An 18,385-nucleotide genomic window follows, 5' to 3' on the forward strand; every position below is an offset into this window, starting at 1 on the left:
GCATGGATTTGCAACGTTTGCATAAAGAAAGACGTCTAGCGTTTTGGGGACAGGTGCTGCCTTATCTGGGCTATGTCATTCAGAGCGGCCTTGCAGTGGTCTTCGGCTTTTCGCTGATTGCCTTTGCCGCATGGTACACGTCCTTGCTGATGCATATTCCGCCGGATTTGCCCATCCGCTGGATCATGCTTATTGTAGCTATTCCAATCGCGCATGCGAGCTTTCGAACGTATTTGAATGAGGCAGATATTGTCTTCCTTCGTCCCCAGGAGCACGCGATGCCCCAGTATTTCAAGGCCAGCCGGATTCGAGGCGTGGTATATAAAATATTCGGGTTGCTGCTGCTGTCCATTATTTTGTGGCCGCTGTATATTCGCAGTGATGCTGCGCCTAAGCCGCTGCTATTGACTCTGCTGCTGTTCGTGCTGCTGAAGGTGCTATTTAGCTACGGCGGCTGGCAGGAGCTTCGCATGGTATCGATTGGCGGGAGTGTAGGCTATCGTCTCCTGCGGTGGGTTCTGGCTGTGCTGATGGTAGCCGCATGGCTATGGCAGCCTCCGCTACACAGCTTGCCATTTATCGTGTTGGTTGGCGTGGTGTACGTGCTTGTTCTGCGTTTACCGGTCAAACTGCTAGTGGCTTGGGAAAAACTGATCCGCACAGAGGGCATGCAGGCTGCTCGCGTGATGCGTACGTTGGGCTGGTTTGTCGATGTGCCTGCCCTTACGCAGAGAGTGACGCCGCGCCGCTGGCTGTCCTGGCTGGGTGGTAACATACCTTGGAACAGAAGGGGAGCGTATCGTTACTTGCTGTTTAAGACGTTCTTGCGTACAGAGCCAGCAGGCATTGTCATTCGGTTAGGTATTCTGGGTCTGTTAATTATATATATCACCCATGCTAGCTGGATTGGTATTGCCGTATATTTATTTTTTATATTCCTCATAGGTGTTCAAATCACTTCTTTAAGACAGTATCACAGGGATTCGTTGTGGCTTCAGTTATATCCGATTCCTGCGCATAGTCGCCGTGCGTCTTTTCTTGACTTTGTTGTTCGGTTGACGTTGCCGGCTGCGGTGGTGCTGTGGCTTCCTTTTCTGGCAAAAGGAACGGAGGATCTACTGTCTACATTGCTTATATTGGTTGGGGGAGTCCTTGTTGTGTTCCTGCTCCGTGGTACTCAAGCCAAAAAATGGCGTTTGGACGGACAGGATGAGGAAGAAGTGTGACCTATATCTGTGTGAATAAAATAAAGGCTAATTCGCAAGCAGCAAAAGCTGAGCTGCCTGCGGATTAGCCTTTTTTTGTACATTCGCTGCTATGGTAGTCGTGGGTGCAGATATCCGTCTGCTTAAACGAAGATCGTTTTGCTGATGATAACTAACAAAATGAACAGTACCAAAATTGTTCCTGTGCTTGTGAATGCGCCATAACCACCGTAACCGCCTCTTGTTTCTTCTGCTCCCATGCTCATTCTCCTCTCGGTCATTGTGATAAAGGATACATCGTATCTTATGAAGTGGGTTTTTGGATTGCGTGGGCCAATGTTCTGGTGTGTTGCCGAATCGCCCTATATTTTTCATCTGATACACGAAGTGAGAGAGGAAAAGGTACGTATTACCGAGAATAGAAGAAGTATGTAATCATTATCACTTGGAAAGTGGGAAAGACGAGATGCTGGTAGATAAGCTGCTCGTGAACATATTTCTTGTGTTTGTACCGTTACTCGTATATAGTGCTTTGTCGGATCATCGGCATAGGAAGCATACCTCGCTGCTTATGGGAGGGGTGCTGGGTGTTTCTTCTGTGCTTTGCCTTATGTTTTCGTACATTTGGTACGGATTATATTGGGATCTTCGCTATGTTCCTTTGATCCTTTCTGTTTTATATTTTGGTCCTAAGGCAGGTCTAATGAATGTGACGCTAATGGTAATGGCTCGCATGTATGTAGGCCCTGAGTCTATGGTGGTGGGGCTTCCGAGCATGATGTTGTGTTATTTGGGACCTCTCTTGGTAAGAAACAAATTTATGCAGCTCAAAAGCATGGTGCTTCGAGTGGGCATGAATATGGTAATGAGTATATGGATTACTGGGGTCATGCTGATTTTTCTTTTAATACATTCTTGGATCAATGGCAGACTGGATGAGGATGAGATTGAGCTGATCCGTTCAATACTCTGGTTCGGTGTGATTCAATTTTTAAGTATTGGAGCCTCTTCTTTCTGGATGGAGTTTAGTTTGGAGCGGGAAGAAATGAGAAGAAAAATTAAATATGCCGAGCATCTGAATACGTTGGGTGAACTGGCAGCCTCTATGGCCCATGAAGTACGAAATCCTTTAACCGTCGTAAAAGGGTTCCTGCAAATGGTCCAGTCAGGATTAGAAGGGAAAAATCGCAGATATGTTGCTTTGGCACTGGCAGAAGTGGATCGGGCTGAAAGAATTATTAGCGATTATCTGAACTTATCCAGACCGCAGATTGGAAACACAGAACGGATGGATCTGTCTGGCATGGTTCAACAGATCGTTTTGCTTCTGAAGCCAATGGCGACCAAGCAAGGCGTAAGGCTGTATACAGAGCTAAGGAATGAAATTTACATACATACAGATCGTAACCAGCTGCTACAGGCGTTAATACATGTGACGAAAAATGCGATTGAGGCTGCGGAAGACGGAGGCAGGGTATACATAAAGCTGGCGATTCAGGAAGAGCAGGCATGTCTGAGTATCAGGGATACTGGAAAAGGCATGAGCCAGGAGCATCTTGAACGAGTGGGTACTTTGTTTTTTTCAACCAAAGAGGTAGGCACAGGACTGGGAACGGTCGTTTCCTTTCGAATTATTGAAGCCATGAACGGGAGTATACGCTATGAAAGTGAGCCCGGAGTCGGAACGGAGGTCATCATCCTCCTGCCACTGGCACAGGAATCTCTGCTCGCTGCGGAAGGATAATTGTGCGGACGTGTAATGGACAATAGTCAGCCAATCAAAAGCGGTATGCCTTAATATCTGGCATACCGCTAGTTATGCTATATATTTAACCTGATACAGACAGATTAGGCGTTTAACAAATCTTGTGCGCCACGATAAACAATGTCATATAGGTCTTCCAGATACTCTTCTTCGATACATGAGAACGCAATACGGAGATCGTATTCACCCAATGCAATCGTGCCTACCCCATATTGCTCCAGCAAATGAGTGCGCAGTCGTTCAGCAGACAAGCCGTTCAGCTTGAGACACATAAAATAGCCTGAATTGAAAGGATAGTAGCTCCATACATCCCCGTATTTTCCGCTATCGAGCAACGCTTTGACTTTATTAGCCCGCCCCTTCATAATTTGGAACTTTTCATTCTTCTGTTGCTCAAAATCGGGTGATTTGAGGGCATCCAGTACGAAGGTTTGAGATGGGTGAGGCCCGCTCGAAATCGTTGCCCGGATAATCCCTAGTGTTTTTTGTTCAAGCGCATTCAGTACATCCTGATGCTCCGAAGCAAAGGTAATAAATCCGACACGGAAGCCCCAAACGAATTCTTCTTTGGTAGCTCCGTCAATTTTGACTGGTAAAATTCTCGGATGAAGTCCGGCTAGCTGACCGAATAATGATTCATGCAGGGAGTCCTCGAAGAACAGGCCAAAATAAGCGTCATCTGTCACAACTACGACATTGATGCCTGCTTCCGCCGCTTCCTGAATGGCAGCGACAATAGCTTTACCCTCTTCAATGCCCGGTGTATAGCCTGTCGGGTTGTTCGGGAAGTTCAGTACAACGATCGCTTTGCCGTATTCTTTCTGCGCTAGTAGCGCCTCGCGTAAACCCTCACTATTAAAACGGTGATCCTCTGTGAACAACGGAAAATTCACCAAACGTCCATGACGGCGAATACCGAAAGTCAGTTCATAGTTCTCCCAGTTTTTATCTGGATAAATGACAGCATCTCCTTCATCCGTAAACAGGTCGGCAACGATGCTCAAACCGTGGGTCAGCGCGTTCGTAACTACAGGAAGGCCGTAGCCTTTTCCAGCCAGCGAAGGATTTTCTTTCAGCATTTTGTCACGCCATACGCTACGAAGTTCAGGTTTGCCCGCAGGGGGAGCGTAAGGATATAAATCCTTGGGACTATAAGCGGACAGCTTCTCCTGAATTACCTCCAAATGCATAGGGCCATTGCCTTCAGTAGCAATCCCGATCGTAGCATTATATTTTTTAGCAAGTTTCCCTGCCTCGGCAGATTGACTCAAGATCCCTTCTTTTGGAAAATAAATCTCTTTACCTAAAAGAGAAAGCATTTGATATACATGCTCGTTGCCTGTCTGAATGTTTTGATTTAACTGCGCTGCCAGTGGATTCATTCCCGTTTCATCCTTCCAAGTCATTTTGATTACATATTATAGCATTACACACGGTAAGCGTCACGCACAAGCATTAGGGGGCATAAGAGCGTATTTTTTGCTTAATCGTGGCGCTGCGCTTATATTATAAAATAACGGGATAACAGGACAACCAGAGATGAACAAAAGGAGGTGCAGATTTTGCTGGATACATCTGCGTCATCGTTTATCCTGCTGCCGGCCTTTGCCAAAATTGTGTGCGAGCCGGGCTGGAAATGGCAGGTACGCGAGAAGCCGATGCCAAACTATGATTTATTTTATGTATGGAGCGGAGAAGGGACGGTTGTATTAAATGGGGAAGCCTATCCGGTGAGCAAGGGCAGCTGCTTTCTGTTCAAACCGGGAGACGATACCCGTGCCACACATAATCCGCAAAAGCCGCTCATACTTACTTATATTCATTTTGATCTCACCGAACAACCCAAGCAAATACCAGCCAGCTACCGTATGCTGGAGGAAACGTTCGAGGTGGAGCATATGCTTGCCAGATATGTCCGTCTGCGTCTGGAGCGTGCCTATGGGGCTGATGAGGAGGGCAGGCTGATCCTAAAGCAACTGATGATTCATCTGCTGCGTGCAGACCGGAAGGAACCGCAGGAGCAACAGGCCAGTAACCAGCTCACCGAGGTCATTCGAGAAACGGCTAACTACGTGCGGCAGCATCCGGGACTTCCTCATCGAGTCGAGGATTTGGCAGCACGTGCAGGGCTGTCACCGCGTTATTTTTCGATAAAATTCAAGGAGCTGCTAGGTGTTTCTGTGCAATCTCATATTATCAGTATGCGGATTGAGCGCGCGCAGCACCTACTGCTACATGCCGGAATGAATGTGACTGAGGTGGCGGAGGCTTTGGGATACCGCGACATCTTTTTCTTCAGCCGCCAATTCAAGCAGTATACAGGAAAAAGTCCGTCTGAGATTCGATAAGGCTATTAACGCATGACGAATATAAAGGATAAATCAAAAAGGACCGAAGCAGTTACGCTGGGTCCTTTTTCATTCTTTTGTTACAATCTGTCATTTAGGCTTTGGAATCGTGTCGAAAGCTACCAAGACGTTGTCCCATTTTCACCACATCCCCCAGCTTCAATGCGGGGTCGGGCTCAAATGTGCCGTTTTCAGTTAGCAAAACGACGGTTGAGCCAAATTCAAAATAGGCGAGATCGTCACCTTTTGTCCATGAAGTCGCTTGTTCATCCGTATATTTGATGCTGCTCACATTCATTGCGCCAACCTTGACGACTGCCACCTCACCATATTCGTGGGCCATGTACGTAATCTGTCGTTCATTGCGGCTAAGAACTCCCCTCATATGCTGCAAGCCGAAGTCATTCACTGGGTATACTTTACCGCGCAGATGCTCCTTTTCTACCAGTGTACCGGATACCGGTGCATGAATGCGATGATAATTTGACGGGCTGAGATAGAGCACAAAAGCATAGCCGTGTGTGTACTTCTCAAGACGCGGAGAGCGATTAAGAAGCTCTTCCAGCGTATAGTCTTGCCCCTTGACATTCAAAAGAGTGCCAGACGTAATTGGGCCGGTAAAAGTAATCCGTGCATCCACCGGACTGGTCATCACCTCGGCGTTCGTATCAATCGGGCGCATGCCCGCTTTTAATTTGCGTGTAAAATAGGCGTTCAGGGAGCGATATTCTTTCCAATCCTGTTCCGCCTCATGCGTCTGGATCTGGTACGTACGTATAAAGGTGGGGATAAAAAGTCGGCTTGCACCGCTTTGCGCGAAGGAGCCCACAATCCGGCACACCCACTTGCGCGATGATAGCTCCGTCATAAGCCGCAGCCACTGTTTTGCCATTACAGATCCCCCTTGTTCATTTCCGAGCCGTCTTGGCCGGAACCTGTCCGGCCGCTCTGAACTATATTGACACAGAATGTGATGTAAATCAATACAGGGGACGGCCTGGTGAACGTTCAGTGCCTGACGAAGACATTCGTTCGAGAAGCCAACGTGCGTAAGCCATTGGCTGAGCGTACGTTTCTTTCCAGACATTACTCATGCCTGCCTGGCTAAAGCCATAGCGCTGATCACGACCATTGCATTCGATAAAAACAATCTTGCCTTCATGGGTAATTCCCAGATCCAGTCCGACATCGGCCAGACGGGGCAGGTGTTGTGCCAATCGGTGGACGATTTGCAATGAGAGTCTCTCTAGCTCATTCATCAGCCGGGCTATGTTTGAGTTTTGAACTGTCTCTGTTCGTGATAACACCTCTGGTAGGGAACAAGCCGTACCGCCTTGGGCTACATTCGAGACGAAAGTGTGGGATGGAGCAATTTTGGCAAACATGCCTGTCACCCCCCAGATTCCGCTATACCCACGCTGAACGGTCACACGGATATCGAATGGACGATTGTCGCACAAAGCAAGCGGAATGGTTTGCTGTACGATATGAGGCACATGCATCAGTCGCTTATGCAGAAATAAAGGGAGCTCTCCGACCTTCAACCGTAGGGTGGACCAACGTTCAGATATCGTTGGATGAGCACATTGCAATGTCCAGCTTCCGCTGGAATGCCTCAACCGCATAATTCCTCTACCTATGCTACTGCTACTGGGTTTAATTACAACATCCCCGGTTTGCTCCATCAAGGTACGGATGGAAGACAGGTTGCCTTGCAATGTTTTGGGAAGGTGGGGATGTAGCAGAGGATCTTCCTGTAGAATTGCATGTATATGGTCTTTGCCGAAACGGTTTTGTTCATTAAAAATATAGAATCCCTTGTGTACCAGCCTGTTGATATCGCGGGCATTTTCATTTTGCCGATAGAGAGTCCGATTGTGGATGACTGGCGGCAACGGAAGAGTCATCTGCCGATACTCGTTACCGTTTTTAACAAAAGCCCGGCATGTTCCGGTCGATATATGAATATCTTCCAGACGAAGAAAGCAGGGGATTAGCTCGTAGCTTAACCCGGCCTCCTCGTAATTGGCGATAGATTCATAACGCGTCCTCATGACGGGAATGCCCCGGTAAGTTGCCGGGTTGAGCATGACGCCGACATGCAACATGAGTATGTCCGCCCTCCTTATCGTCAATCCAACTGACCATATTGTGATTCTAGTCCATCATATGTATCAAAGGTCGGCCAGGCATGGACGCTAGCCTTGCGATATGCCCAAAGTAATAAGCCAGGCACCTTTCAGAGCAAGAAACGATATGATACAAGATGAGTGTTGAAGGGTGAGGGAATAAGGTAAGGAAAGTAGGTGAGGTGATGCAGAGGCTGAAGGTAGCAGTCATTACACCGGGATCTTTTGTTATACCTTCGCCCCGCAGCAGTTCAGTGGAGCGGGTAATTGCTCGTATGGTACCGCTGGCTAGCCATAAGCTTCAGGCACAGATCTATGGCATAAGAGGAGCAGAAACACCGGATCACGGCGATGTTGACGGAATTCCTTGTATGCGCTATACGCAGGGGGCAGGTTATATTCCCGAGGTAATCGCTGATTTGAAGAGATGGTTACCTGCGGTAATAGATGTACACAACCGCCCTGCAGTTGCGTATGCCATTCGCGAGGCTTTGCCCGATAGCAAAATTGTGCTGACTTTGCATTCCACCACGTTCATCCGGGAGCCTCACCTCAAACGGAAGGACATGGGTAGGCTGCTGTTGTCGATGGATCGTATTATTGTGAACAGTGCGTATTTGGGGGCAATCGTGGCCTCTGACAGTCCCGATGCGGTCAGAGAACGCATCGTCATCAACAAGCTGGGTATACATCCTGGCGATTTCCTGCCACGGTGGACTCCTGCAGCAGAAGCGATTAGGTCGGCACGATTGGACGATTTCGGCTGGTCAGGCCGCCGAATCGTGTTATATGCAGGCAGACTGATGCCAGGAAAGGGAGTTCATCGGCTGCTAAAGGCTCTGCGGCGTATCGTCCATAACTGTCCGGACGCGCTGCTGCTCATAGCAGGGAGTGCCTATTACGGTCACGACCGCCTCACGTCGTACACCGCAGCATTGCATCGGCAGATCCGTAAACTAAGGTTGGCGAGGCATGTGCACTTCCTCGGCTATGTGCCGCATCCGGCATTGGCCTCGTTATATCAGTTAGCCGATGTAGCCGTTGTTCCTTCTATTGAAGCTGAAGCCTTCGGGCTGGTCAATCTGGAAGCCATGGCGGCAGGAGTACCTGTGGTAGCATCACGAATCGGTGGTATTCCGGAGGTTATACAACACGGCAAGACAGGCTGGCTTGTTTATCCGTCACGCGGTGAGCAGGAAATGGCCGACGCCATCACCAGGTTGCTCCAGCAGCACGACTTACGGCGACAAATGGGAGAAGCCGGGCTGGACGAGGTACGGAGGCGATTTTTATGGCAGCACTCCGCCCAACGCTGGGCTCAATTTATAACAGACTGCGCAACTGAGTGACGTGGTCGCGGTTACGTGCATAGGCTATCTCATAGGCATTAGGCCATGATTCCCACCTGGGTGAATGAAGCGGAGCGACCGCTGGTTCACTCCTGTGTCAAAGGAGCGGTCATCATGAACCATCGCACGAACCATAGCCCTAAGGATAAAAAAATAGCACGGCGTAACCTTTCCAATACAGTCCCCTCTCCCCGTGTAAACAAGGAAAAAACGGCTTCGCCTGCTGGCAGTCCCAGACCCACTCAGCGTGGAACGGCAAGGGTACCTGTTCCCGTAGAGAAGGATACCCCGGTGCAAGCTATAGAGGAAGCAGCATGGAAAAAGCATAAGCTTCCCAAAACGCTGGAGGAAGCGATGCAGATGAATCGAGCATCTGTGCTGCTGTTGTCTGTGCCTGACTCAGATACCGAATACGGAACGGATCACGACATGGCGTCTATGAAGACGGAAGGTCAGACCGAGCAAGATTCGTTATTGGATTGCTCTATAACCAGTATTCATATTGCGGAAGGAAGACAGCGTCCAAAGCAGCGAATGCGCTTGCCAGAGCAAGATACCCATCTAGTTTCTCAGACTGAAAAAGAATTAGGTCGGAATGCCATTCATGTTGGCTCAGTGACCGATGACGGGACTACTGACAGTGAAGTGACTTTACCTCAATTTGGCAGCACTTCTTTTTATCTTTCTGCACAAGAAGTTACAAGCAAAGTGAACGTTGTGTTTGATAAGCCCTTTATAGACACGCAATATGCAATCACCGCCAATGCGAGCGTACCGGGAGTGATAGTGTCCGTCACACAACGACAGAGGCATTCGGCAGTGCTTACAGTGGAACGCAGACAACCGGGTCAGATATGTGAGGGATGGATTCTCTGGATTGCGATGGGGACATCATAGATAATAAATATACACAGCTTTTGTTTAAGGTAATGTTAGAACAACCTCAGACACTGAAACAGGAATGAAAAAACGCCATTCTTTCCTATGATTATAAGGAAAGAATGGCGTTTTTTTACTTCTTTTTTTTCGGCAGAGCATAATAGCCAAAAGCTAAATCGAGGGAAGGTAAAGGAGCTAATGCATGACATAAAAAAGAGCTTAGTACAGCTTGTTTTATAGTCATGACCTACAAATATGACACTTTGACACTACCGTATGTGACAGATAACAAGTTAGATTCGAAGGGCAATTCATAACGTATTAGCAAATAAAATAAAGAGTAGGAGAGAATCAAATGACGAAAGAATCAGCTCGCAAAAGGTTGCAAGATTTCTACTTTTTGTTGTTTACCTTCGGATCGGGACTGTTTTATTTTTGCTTCTATTTGGTCAGCATTACATTTGCGTTGGGGATGGCGGTTATCTTCGTGGGTATTCCCTTGTTGGCATGTGTGTTGCGAACAACTCACACGTTTGTCCAATTTGAACGCATTCAGACGAAGGTTTATACGGATATATCGATAGAGCCAATCCTGACAAGGACAAACAGTGGAAGGGATAAATGGATGAAAGCGAGAGAAGCCATTCTTAATAGTAGCAATTGGAGGGCGGTTTTTTGGCTTATGCAGAAATTTTTTATTGGGGTGATCAGCCTTATATGTGCCGTTATACTGTACATAGCTCCGATCGTATTTATCGTTACACCGATACTTTTTCAACATCTTGATATATACTTATGGGGATTCGCTGTAGATTCATGGGAAAAGGCTATATGTGTTATGCTCGCTGGGTGTATTCTCGTCTGGATCAATACTCGCATTGGAAACAGCTTAGTTAAAATAGTCGGAATGTACACGCATTCCATGTTTAAAGCTATTAAGAGGTGATAATTTGTTTACAACCTGGAAACAATGGCTTTGGTATGACTGGTTATTGCTTTGTATACGTTTTGTCATCTGGTTTTCATTGATGATAACTACTATCCAACACCAAGACCATTTAACTGTGCCCCTTTGGATCATCGTTCTTTGGGAAATTGCCGCATTTTCAATACCTTGGATTTGTTTAATGTTCAGTTATCGCTACTATCTGCTTACTGAGATGGTTTTGTTTGGCGGAGTGTGCTTTTACTTAACCTTATTATTTCCGGCGGCATATCTTGCATTTTTAATGCCAACTTTCATGATCGCGGCAAATAGTGCTCATAAATCATTCCGTTGGTCGAGTTCTATCACGGTTGTTTTGTTTCCATTGCTCGTTGCAATATTTTCCCCAGGAACAGATCTATGGGCGATTATCCCACAAATCGGTCTAGCTTTTGCGATAGGATTTTCCTTCCACTTACTAGTTTCTAATTACCGCCAAAATGAAATTATACGCAATCAGAAGCTTGTGCTGGAACAGTACCTATCTCAGATTGAGCAGATTACTTTGTTAGAGGAGCGCGACAGACTTTCCAAAGATTTGCATGATACGATGGGGCATTCCTATACCTCGATCATTATGGGGTTGGAAATATTGCGTACGGAATTAGCAACAAAAGATGGAGAGCAGAAAATCGACTCATTATTGCAATTAGCCCGTAACAGTATGGAGGAAGTGAGAGCCTATTTGCATCAAATAGATTCACCACAAGAATCGCTTCCCTTGACTGTTACTTTGCAACAATTAGCAGAGGAGTTCCAGAAACATGCAAAAGTAAATGTACGCACTCGAATAATAGGGGAAGAGTACATAGTCTCCAAACAAGCGAAAATGACGCTCTATCGGTGCTTGCAGGAATCGCTGACTAATGCTGTGCGCCACGGACAATCCACCGAAATCATTGTGTCACTGCATTTTGAGCCACAACAAACAAGATTGGATGTACAGGATAATGGTCGAGGAGTGGAGGAGTGGAAGGATGGCTTCGGATTAACTGCAATGAAAGAACGTGCGACACAGTTACAAGGGAGAGTCACTGTATACTCCGAAAAGGGCGAAGGGACGTTCATCTCATGTGTGTTACCCAGACTTGTACAATTGTCCGATGAACGAATCCGCTTGTGTATCGTCGATGATCATTCGTTTATCCGAGACAGTCTCCATACCATCTTGGACGGACAGGAGGACCTAGAGGTAGTGGGGGTGGCTGAAGATGGGGAACAAGCTGTGGAATTGTGCAGAAGCCTGAATCCGGATTTGATATTAATGGATTTGGAGATGCCCAATCAGGATGGGATTCGTGCGACCCAAATAATCAAGGAAACATGGCCTGACATTCGCGTCCTCATCCTGTCAACGTTTCAGGATACAGAGAGGGCGAAGGAAATCATGCGAAGCGGCGCTGACGGGTATTTGTTGAAATCCATAGAGTCGCGTGAACTGGCTGAAACGATTCGCCTCGTCTATCGGGGAGGCACGGTAATTAACCAAGATTTGTTCCATAGAATGTGGGACGGAAATGATGAAGAAGAGTCAGTCGGACCGAGGTCAGATGGAGAAGAGTATGGCTTAACGAAACGTGAACTAGAGGTTCTGAATCTTTTATCTCAAGGAAACCGTTATAAAACAATTTCTGAGAAACTTTACCTATCCAACGGCACAGTAAGAAATTACGCCTCCACTCTCTATGACAAGCTGGGAGTCAACAATCGAGAAGAAGCCGTGCAAAAAGCAAGAGATACAGGATTACTTTTGTAAGAGAAAAGGGCGCCCCCTTGAGGGGGCGCCCTAAATAAGGGGGGGAAGGGGTGCAGACTTGTACACTGCACCCCTATTTTTCGTCCATGGTATGGGCAGGGCCAAGTGACAGTTGCACAATGGCAAAGGTCTATGGACGAGAATTTGAGGAGGATAGTGTATATGATTTAGTTTACGCCTACAGCGTCAAAAGACTTGGCAGCTGCAGTTGCTTCTGCTGAGTTCGCCCCGTACAGATCTTTTGCGGCTTGGATCACAGCAGCACGTGCGTTGGAGAAGTCAGAGGAAGAAGTCAGGTAGTTCGTAAAGGCACTGTAGTAAATTTGCACCGCTGCATCACGGCCAATTCCATTTACAGTTACGCCATGGAAATTACCACCTTGTGCTAACAAGTAGTAAGCTTTATTGATAATACCGCTGTTGGTGTGAACACCGCCGTTATCGGAGCTGCCTCTGTACAGGTTGGAATAGTGATCTGGTTGATCGTACAGGGTTGGATTGGACATTGAGCGAAGGGCATCGCCTGCAATGTTTGGCGTGTAAATATCATCGCCTACAAGCCAGTTTTTGCGCTGAATGTCATTACCGATAACGTCTGAGAAAGCTTCATTCAATGCGCCGGACTCTCCGTAATATTCCAAATTCGAAGTATACTCTGTGACACCATGCGTAAGTTCATGTCCTACTACATCGGGGTCCCCGCTGAAGGCGATAAATGTGCTACCGTCTCCATCTCCATAAGTCATTTGGGAGCCGTTCCAGAAGGCGTTGTTGTAGCGGCTACCGTAATGGACCGTCGAACGAAGTTGCAGACCGCGTCCGTCAATGCTGTTGCGTCCAAATTTGGCTTTATAGTAATCATAGGTTTTAGCAGCATACGCATGGGCGTCCACACCAGCTGGATCATTCCATACATTATCAGCATCTGTCAAAATGGTACCTGGGATGCTTTGACGGTTGGAGGCCGTGTAAGTCACGATTCCGTTACCGCGTGTTGTATCTTTTAACTGGTAGCTACTGCCGGAAGCGGTAGTAGTGAACGATTTGGAATCACCAAGCACACCTTTACCTGTGCCTGTCGCTTCATTAATGATGTCATACTGGAATACGATGCTGCCGTCATTGGCATCAATAATGTAGCGGGTACGCAGTGGGGCAGGTTCTAAAACATTAACTTCTGTTACATAAACCAGCAGCAGGTCATCCCCTTTAGGGTAGTAGTAGAGTTCTGCTTTAGGATCTACTTCAGGTTGCAGATTAGCGATTTTGGCAATGGAACTTTTTTCTGGTTCCACCGCTTCAATTTTGCTATCTTTCAGGACAGATGCCTGATCAAGACTCAGCTCGTCCTTATCAACAGAAAGCGTTTTGTCGTTGTTAGCTGCTTCGGCGTAAGTATCTTTACTTACACTGCTTGGCTCCTCAGCGTCTTTAGAAATAGTATCGTCGGAGGTAGGGAGGGCTTCAATCCGTGCAGCTGCTTCTTTATATGCGGTGTAGACCGCTTCAGAAGCGCTGATTTTTGGAGTTGTACCTTGCGTAGCTTCTGCCTGCTGATCCTCATTAACCACCGCTCCTAAATAAGAGGTGACCTCACCAGATTTGCCCACATGAATAGTTTGTTCAGCTCCATACACGGGAATCCCGTTTACATACTGCTTCAGTCGATAATGGCTTACACCGGATTTGTCGCTTGTGCGATCAACGATTCGGAATTGTTCACGTACACTGGAGCTATCCACACCCAGCAACGATTTCTTTTGTCGATTTAAATAGCTCCATACAATGTCATCCCCCGATACCGAGGTAGGTGCTTTCCATTGCTCGGCGTGGAAGGTCGGTGTAAGCTGAGCTGGCCCCGAAACGGAACTCTCCGCAGATGCACCAGACGCGACAGACCCTAATAACATAGCTCCTCCAAGAAGCGAAACCCATACTTTTTTCATTAAAATTCACTCTCCTCGATTAATGTCAGGATGAATTATCCTGTTTTAAATAAGGCATTACGCCATTTATGTAGGTCGTGTTGTCGTCTGGGGTAGAAGAATGGAACATGAAGAGAAATACCGAAGTGTTATTCATGAAGCGTGCGTGAAAAGAGGGTACTGCATTTGAAGCAAGTAGCCTAAAAAGGTAAAAAACTCCTCCCTTCCTGTCGTATACAAAGATAGTGGAATAAAAGCGGATAATGGAAAAAAGTTGCCTTATGCAAAAAAAACAAAAGTTGATTTTTCGAACTCCCATCATCTGGCTCTGATATTAGCACAGAGAATGACGGGCGAGAAGATCTATGTAACAAATTTATCCAAAATGATTCTTTAGACCCTAAAAACTCATTTATTTAATAGGAATAATAAGTTTTGTAAAATAAAGTCGAAAATTGCTGTGTCGAAAAGACTCCACGCTTGCCGTTACACACGGCGTTTGGACCGCATAGGTTATGTTGAACTGTCCTAATCATGCTGTTCATCTATACAGCAGCAAGGGAGGTGAGACGGGAGCATGAAAAAGCGTGGAAGAGCTGGATTCAAGATCAATCGGAGGAGGCATTCCAGGGCTTACTATCATTCTAAGATGTGGCTGCCATTCCGAATGCCGAACATGGATAAGAAGCCGATAACCCCTGATAAGAGCGAGGTTCTCGATACGGAGAGAGGGACACAGATCGGCGGAGCGCGGCCATCTGAACCGCCATCAGTGGGAAAGGTTCTCGTATCTGTCATTATTCCGGCCATGAATGAGCAAAGAACAATCGGAGCTGTGATTCGCGAAGCGCGCCATGTCCATCCACAAACAGAGGTTATCGTTGTTGAGAACGGATCACGCGATAGAACGGCGAAGGTAGCTGCGGCGGCGGGGGCTCGTGTACTTTCCTTCCCGGAACCGCTCGGACATGATGTTGGCCGTCGTATTGGAGCGGAGGCGGCATCCGGACAGATCCTGCTTTTTCTGGATGGTGATATCGTCATTCCCTGCGTCAGACTTCGGCCATTTATACAGGCCGTATGTGCAGGAGCGGATGTGGTGCTGAATGATTACCATGGACCTGTGAATCGCACGCCCATACATCCTGTAGTTGAGGCAAAGCATGTATTGAATATCTTGTCGAATCGTGCTGATTTAGGGGGAGCCTCTATGACTGGTATTCCACATGCCATAAGTCAAAAGGCTTTAAAGGAAATAGGTCTAAAGTCCTTGGAAAAACCTCCGCTATTTCAAGTGATGTCCATCGTCTCCGGGTTGCGAGTGGTGACTGTACATGGAATAGCTGTCGGTAGAATGAACGCAACACGTAAAAAACAGAACGGCAAGGACCCGCTGGCAGGTGTAATTGTCCAGGATCACCTGGATGCCATTGCCTGGCTTACATCACGTCTGGGAGCACGTGCGGGATATACGGATTTGGAGCGCAAACGGATCAGAGATGAGGTGAAAACGTGACTAGAGCGTATCGCAGAAGAAAGCGTGAAGACCCGGGCTGGGGGCTAAGACGTGTACAGCGAAAACGAGAAACGACGGCTTCGATGCATAGCCGGCGGGTGAGAAAACCCACCCCTCGGGCGCAAGAAATACCCGAAGTCAATCTGACCGAGGAACGTGAAGCCCCCAGTGATATAGTATTGCAGGGGACTGCAGCAGCCGTGGTCAGCGTCTGTAATGAGGAGGCTACGATTGACCGGGTACTGGGCGAGCTGGAGAAACTTCCGCTTGCGGATATCATTGTCGTATTGAACGGCTGTACGGATGGTACGCGCTCCGCCGTAGCCAAACGTCATCCTGGTGCGACTCTCGTTGACGTACCGGATCGTCTGGGGCATGATGTTGGCCGTGCGATAGGCGCACGTCTGACGCAGGCTGATATTGTGCTGTTCGTGGACGGAGATTTGCCGATCCCAGCGTCTGATTTGCTGCCTTTTCTTCAAGCGGTCGATCAGGGAACGGATGTGGCGCTTAATGATCTGGGCAGACATTTGCCTCCTTATACCCAGCAGGACAGCGTAACACGGTGCAAAGGGTTTCTGAACCGAGTACTGCGCAGGTCGGATCTTGGAGCAAGCTCATTGACCGCTGTACCGCATGCATTATCACGACGTGTACTGGATCAGCTTGGCCCAGCTGTGCTAGCAGTCCCACCGAAGGCCCACGCCATGGCAATTTTGTATGGCATGATCGTGGAGGCAGTACATGCTGTCGACGTTATTAATACAAACCGCAAGCGGACCTTCAATGTCGGGAAAGGGAACGCTATGGAGCAGTTAATCATCGGCGATCATGCAGAGGCGCTGACGGCAGTGTTTCAGGTAGCCGGGTATTCTCCGCTCGGGCCTGTTCCAACACGGGTAGACGTTGCCAAAGGGAGGAATGCACGATGAGTCTGACGAGCATCATTATTCCGACTTATAATGGCCTTCATTTATTAAAGCCGTGTATCGAGGCGATTCGAACACATACGATAGATGCACCGTATGAAATTATTGTTGTGGACAACGCTTCGAATGACGGGACGGATGATTTTTGTGCATCCGAGCGGCTAATCAGCATACGTCTTCCTGAAAACAGGGGCTTTCCGGCAGCTTGTAATATGGGGCTCCGTCTGGCTTCGGGCGATCAATTCGTCATTTTAAACAATGATGTGACGGTTACACGGGGATGGCTATCGAATATGTTGGCTGCTTTGCACAGTGAAAGCACAGTGGGACTGGTGGGACCGGTGACGAATTACATCAGCGGTATTCAGCAGATTCATGGAATAGAAGGAGATTTCGCCAGCTGTCTGAGGTATGCGGAGCAGAATAATGTAAGCAATCCCTCCAGATGGCAAGAGGTCAAGCGGCTAGTCGGGTTTTGTCTGTTGTTCCGGCGTGAGCTGCTGGAACGGATTGGATGGCTGGATGAACGATTCAGCCCCGGACATTATGAGGATGACGATTATTGTCTGCGTGCACGCGTACATGGCTATAAGCTGCTCATGTGCAACGACTGTTTTGTCTATCACCAGGGAAATGCGAGTTTCTCGCGCTCGGAAACTTCTTGGCTCGAAGAGCTGATCGAGCGGAACTATCGATTATTTATAGAAAAATGGAGCATAGATCCCAGAATGTTCATTGAAACTGGGAACGCTGCGATCCCATGCACTGAACATGCTGTCGAAGGAGGAAGGAAGATATGAAAGGGATTATTCTCGCAGGAGGAACCGGGTCGCGTCTTCATCCGTTGACTACATTACTCAACAAGCATCTGCTTCCAGTTGGCAAGTATCCCATGATCGTATATGGTATCGAAAGGCTACGGCAAGCGGGGATTACCGATATGCTCATTATTATTGGTAAACAATCGGCCGGACTGTACACTGATTTTTTAGGCAGCGGCAGTAATTATGGTGTCCAATTGACATACCGGATTCAAGAAAAAGCGGGCGGCATTGCGGAAGCACTCGAATTGGCAAGAAGCTACATGCAGTCAGAAGAGAAGTTCACTGTTTTGCTAGGTGATAATTTGTTCAAGGAAGACTTGGGACCTGTCATCGAACGCTTCAAACAACAGCCACCGGGGAGCGCCAGGGTCTTGCTGAAAAAGGTGGCAGATGCCCGTCGTTACGGGGTGCCCGTGTTTGATCCCGAGCGCCCGGAGAGTATTACGCGGATTGAAGAAAAGCCGCAGCATCCCCAGTCCAAATATTGCGTTACGGGTATCTATATGTACGATACTGCCGTATTTGATAAGATCCGGGAAATAGCGCCTTCGGCACGTGGTGAGCTTGAGATCACCGATGTTAACAACTGTTATGCTGCTGAAGGCAAGCTGGAATACGATATTTTACGGCGCTACTGGAGCGACGCAGGAACCTTCGATTCCCTTCAGGAAGCTGGAGTGAAAATGAAGGGACTTCTACCTTGATTTCACTGAAACACCATTCAGCCGGGCCAGGCATATAGTATAGGCATAATGCCACCCGGAGGAGTGAACGG

The 18,385-nt window shown here is 47.7% G+C and carries 16 protein-coding genes; 11 read left to right on the forward strand and 5 right to left on the reverse strand.

Annotated elements, in window-relative coordinates; genetic code table 11:
- Positions 1-2 precede the first annotated feature (2 nt).
- Positions 3-1,226 carry an ABC transporter permease gene (locus tag ACXHJ2_RS03290; RefSeq protein ID WP_165081607.1) on the forward strand — a complete coding sequence of 408 codons (1,224 nt, stop codon included), beginning with the start codon at positions 3-5 and terminating at the stop codon, positions 1,224-1,226.
- Positions 1,227-1,348: 122 nt separating this feature from the next.
- On the opposite strand, the gene ACXHJ2_RS03295 is transcribed toward ACXHJ2_RS03290, so the two are convergent.
- Positions 1,349-1,465, reverse strand: coding sequence for a hypothetical protein (locus ACXHJ2_RS03295; RefSeq protein WP_013372853.1), 117 nt, complete (start codon positions 1,463-1,465; stop codon positions 1,349-1,351).
- 206 nt (positions 1,466-1,671) lie between these two features.
- Here ACXHJ2_RS03295 and ACXHJ2_RS03300 point away from each other — a divergent pair, with 206 nt between their 5' ends.
- Positions 1,672-2,949, forward strand: a complete 1,278-nt coding sequence (locus ACXHJ2_RS03300) for a sensor histidine kinase (RefSeq protein ID WP_165081609.1) — start codon at positions 1,672-1,674, stop codon at positions 2,947-2,949.
- Between the two features lie 104 nt (positions 2,950-3,053).
- On the opposite strand, the gene ACXHJ2_RS03305 is transcribed toward ACXHJ2_RS03300, so the two are convergent.
- Complete coding sequence (locus ACXHJ2_RS03305; protein WP_013372850.1) at positions 3,054-4,352, reverse strand: aminotransferase class I/II-fold pyridoxal phosphate-dependent enzyme; 1,299 nt, start codon at positions 4,350-4,352, stop codon at positions 3,054-3,056.
- A gap of 180 nt (positions 4,353-4,532) precedes the next feature.
- On the opposite strand from ACXHJ2_RS03305, the gene ACXHJ2_RS03310 reads away from it, so the two are divergent.
- Positions 4,533-5,318 carry a helix-turn-helix domain-containing protein gene (locus ACXHJ2_RS03310; RefSeq protein WP_016820055.1) on the forward strand — a complete coding sequence of 262 codons (786 nt, stop codon included), beginning with the start codon at positions 4,533-4,535 and terminating at the stop codon, positions 5,316-5,318.
- Positions 5,319-5,412: 94 nt separating this feature from the next.
- On the opposite strand, the gene asd is transcribed toward ACXHJ2_RS03310, so the two are convergent.
- Positions 5,413-6,210, reverse strand: a complete 798-nt coding sequence (gene asd, locus ACXHJ2_RS03315) for an archaetidylserine decarboxylase (RefSeq protein WP_165081611.1) — start codon at positions 6,208-6,210, stop codon at positions 5,413-5,415.
- An 88-nt stretch (positions 6,211-6,298) separates the two neighbouring features.
- Positions 6,299-7,426 carry a YheC/YheD family endospore coat-associated protein gene (locus ACXHJ2_RS03320; RefSeq protein WP_165081613.1) on the reverse strand — a complete coding sequence of 376 codons (1,128 nt, stop codon included), beginning with the start codon at positions 7,424-7,426 and terminating at the stop codon, positions 6,299-6,301.
- A 206-nt stretch (positions 7,427-7,632) separates the two neighbouring features.
- Here ACXHJ2_RS03320 and ACXHJ2_RS03325 point away from each other — a divergent pair, with 206 nt between their 5' ends.
- The 4 genes from ACXHJ2_RS03325 to ACXHJ2_RS03340 all read left to right on the forward strand — a co-directional run bounded on the left by ACXHJ2_RS03325 (position 7,633) and on the right by ACXHJ2_RS03340 (position 12,416).
- Positions 7,633-8,796 carry a glycosyltransferase family 4 protein gene (locus ACXHJ2_RS03325; RefSeq protein ID WP_165081615.1) on the forward strand — a complete coding sequence of 388 codons (1,164 nt, stop codon included), beginning with the start codon at positions 7,633-7,635 and terminating at the stop codon, positions 8,794-8,796.
- Between the two features lie 45 nt (positions 8,797-8,841).
- On the forward strand, positions 8,842-9,693 hold the full coding sequence (locus ACXHJ2_RS03330; RefSeq protein WP_081317883.1) for a WIAG-tail domain: 852 nt from the start codon (positions 8,842-8,844) through the stop codon (positions 9,691-9,693).
- 337 nt (positions 9,694-10,030) lie between these two features.
- Positions 10,031-10,621, forward strand: coding sequence for a sensor domain-containing protein (locus ACXHJ2_RS03335; RefSeq protein WP_165081617.1), 591 nt, complete (start codon positions 10,031-10,033; stop codon positions 10,619-10,621).
- 4 nt (positions 10,622-10,625) lie between these two features.
- Entirely contained in the window at positions 10,626-12,416 is a 1,791-nt protein-coding gene (locus ACXHJ2_RS03340) for a helix-turn-helix transcriptional regulator (RefSeq protein ID WP_165081619.1), read from the forward strand.
- Positions 12,417-12,583: 167 nt separating this feature from the next.
- Here ACXHJ2_RS03340 and ACXHJ2_RS03345 read toward each other — a convergent pair whose 3' ends face one another.
- On the reverse strand, positions 12,584-14,362 hold the full coding sequence (locus ACXHJ2_RS03345; protein ID WP_025675931.1) for a M4 family metallopeptidase: 1,779 nt from the start codon (positions 14,360-14,362) through the stop codon (positions 12,584-12,586).
- A 556-nt stretch (positions 14,363-14,918) separates the two neighbouring features.
- On the opposite strand from ACXHJ2_RS03345, the gene ACXHJ2_RS03350 reads away from it, so the two are divergent.
- From ACXHJ2_RS03350 to ACXHJ2_RS03365, 4 genes are read left to right on the forward strand one after another with little or no spacing between them, the layout of a single operon-like run.
- Positions 14,919-15,857, forward strand: coding sequence for a glycosyltransferase family 2 protein (locus ACXHJ2_RS03350; protein WP_165081621.1), 939 nt, complete (start codon positions 14,919-14,921; stop codon positions 15,855-15,857).
- Positions 15,854-16,789, forward strand: coding sequence for a glycosyltransferase family 2 protein (locus tag ACXHJ2_RS03355; RefSeq protein WP_165081623.1), 936 nt, complete (start codon positions 15,854-15,856; stop codon positions 16,787-16,789). The genes ACXHJ2_RS03350 and ACXHJ2_RS03355 overlap by 4 nt, the downstream gene beginning before the upstream one ends.
- A complete protein-coding gene (locus ACXHJ2_RS03360) occupies positions 16,786-17,586 on the forward strand; it encodes a glycosyltransferase family 2 protein (protein WP_013372837.1) in 801 nt (266 codons plus the stop codon). Before ACXHJ2_RS03355 ends, ACXHJ2_RS03360 begins: the two co-directional genes overlap by 4 nt.
- The gene (locus ACXHJ2_RS03365) at positions 17,583-18,314 is read left to right on the forward strand and encodes a sugar phosphate nucleotidyltransferase (RefSeq protein ID WP_013372836.1); all 732 of its coding nucleotides are present in this window, start codon (positions 17,583-17,585) and stop codon (positions 18,312-18,314) included. The genes ACXHJ2_RS03360 and ACXHJ2_RS03365 overlap by 4 nt, the downstream gene beginning before the upstream one ends.
- Positions 18,315-18,385: the final 71 nt, after the last annotated feature.

The organism is Paenibacillus sp. ALE3 (assembly GCF_054113405.1).

Coding starts and splice junctions, on each gene's coding strand:
- ACXHJ2_RS03360 (WP_013372837.1), top strand. CDS start 16,786: ATGAGTCTGACGAGCATCATTATTCCGACTTATAATGGCCTTCATTTA.
- ACXHJ2_RS03290 (WP_165081607.1), top strand. CDS start 3: ATGGATTTGCAACGTTTGCATAAAGAAAGACGTCTAGCGTTTTGGGGA.
- ACXHJ2_RS03345 (WP_025675931.1), bottom strand. CDS start 14,362: ATGAAAAAAGTATGGGTTTCGCTTCTTGGAGGAGCTATGTTATTAGGG.
- ACXHJ2_RS03300 (WP_165081609.1), top strand. CDS start 1,672: ATGCTGGTAGATAAGCTGCTCGTGAACATATTTCTTGTGTTTGTACCG.
- asd (WP_165081611.1), bottom strand. CDS start 6,210: ATGGCAAAACAGTGGCTGCGGCTTATGACGGAGCTATCATCGCGCAAG.
- ACXHJ2_RS03350 (WP_165081621.1), top strand. CDS start 14,919: ATGAAAAAGCGTGGAAGAGCTGGATTCAAGATCAATCGGAGGAGGCAT.
- ACXHJ2_RS03325 (WP_165081615.1), top strand. CDS start 7,633: ATGCAGAGGCTGAAGGTAGCAGTCATTACACCGGGATCTTTTGTTATA.
- ACXHJ2_RS03295 (WP_013372853.1), bottom strand. CDS start 1,465: ATGGGAGCAGAAGAAACAAGAGGCGGTTACGGTGGTTATGGCGCATTC.
- ACXHJ2_RS03320 (WP_165081613.1), bottom strand. CDS start 7,426: ATGTTGCATGTCGGCGTCATGCTCAACCCGGCAACTTACCGGGGCATT.
- ACXHJ2_RS03305 (WP_013372850.1), bottom strand. CDS start 4,352: ATGAATCCACTGGCAGCGCAGTTAAATCAAAACATTCAGACAGGCAAC.
- ACXHJ2_RS03335 (WP_165081617.1), top strand. CDS start 10,031: ATGACGAAAGAATCAGCTCGCAAAAGGTTGCAAGATTTCTACTTTTTG.
- ACXHJ2_RS03365 (WP_013372836.1), top strand. CDS start 17,583: ATGAAAGGGATTATTCTCGCAGGAGGAACCGGGTCGCGTCTTCATCCG.
- ACXHJ2_RS03330 (WP_081317883.1), top strand. CDS start 8,842: ATGATTCCCACCTGGGTGAATGAAGCGGAGCGACCGCTGGTTCACTCC.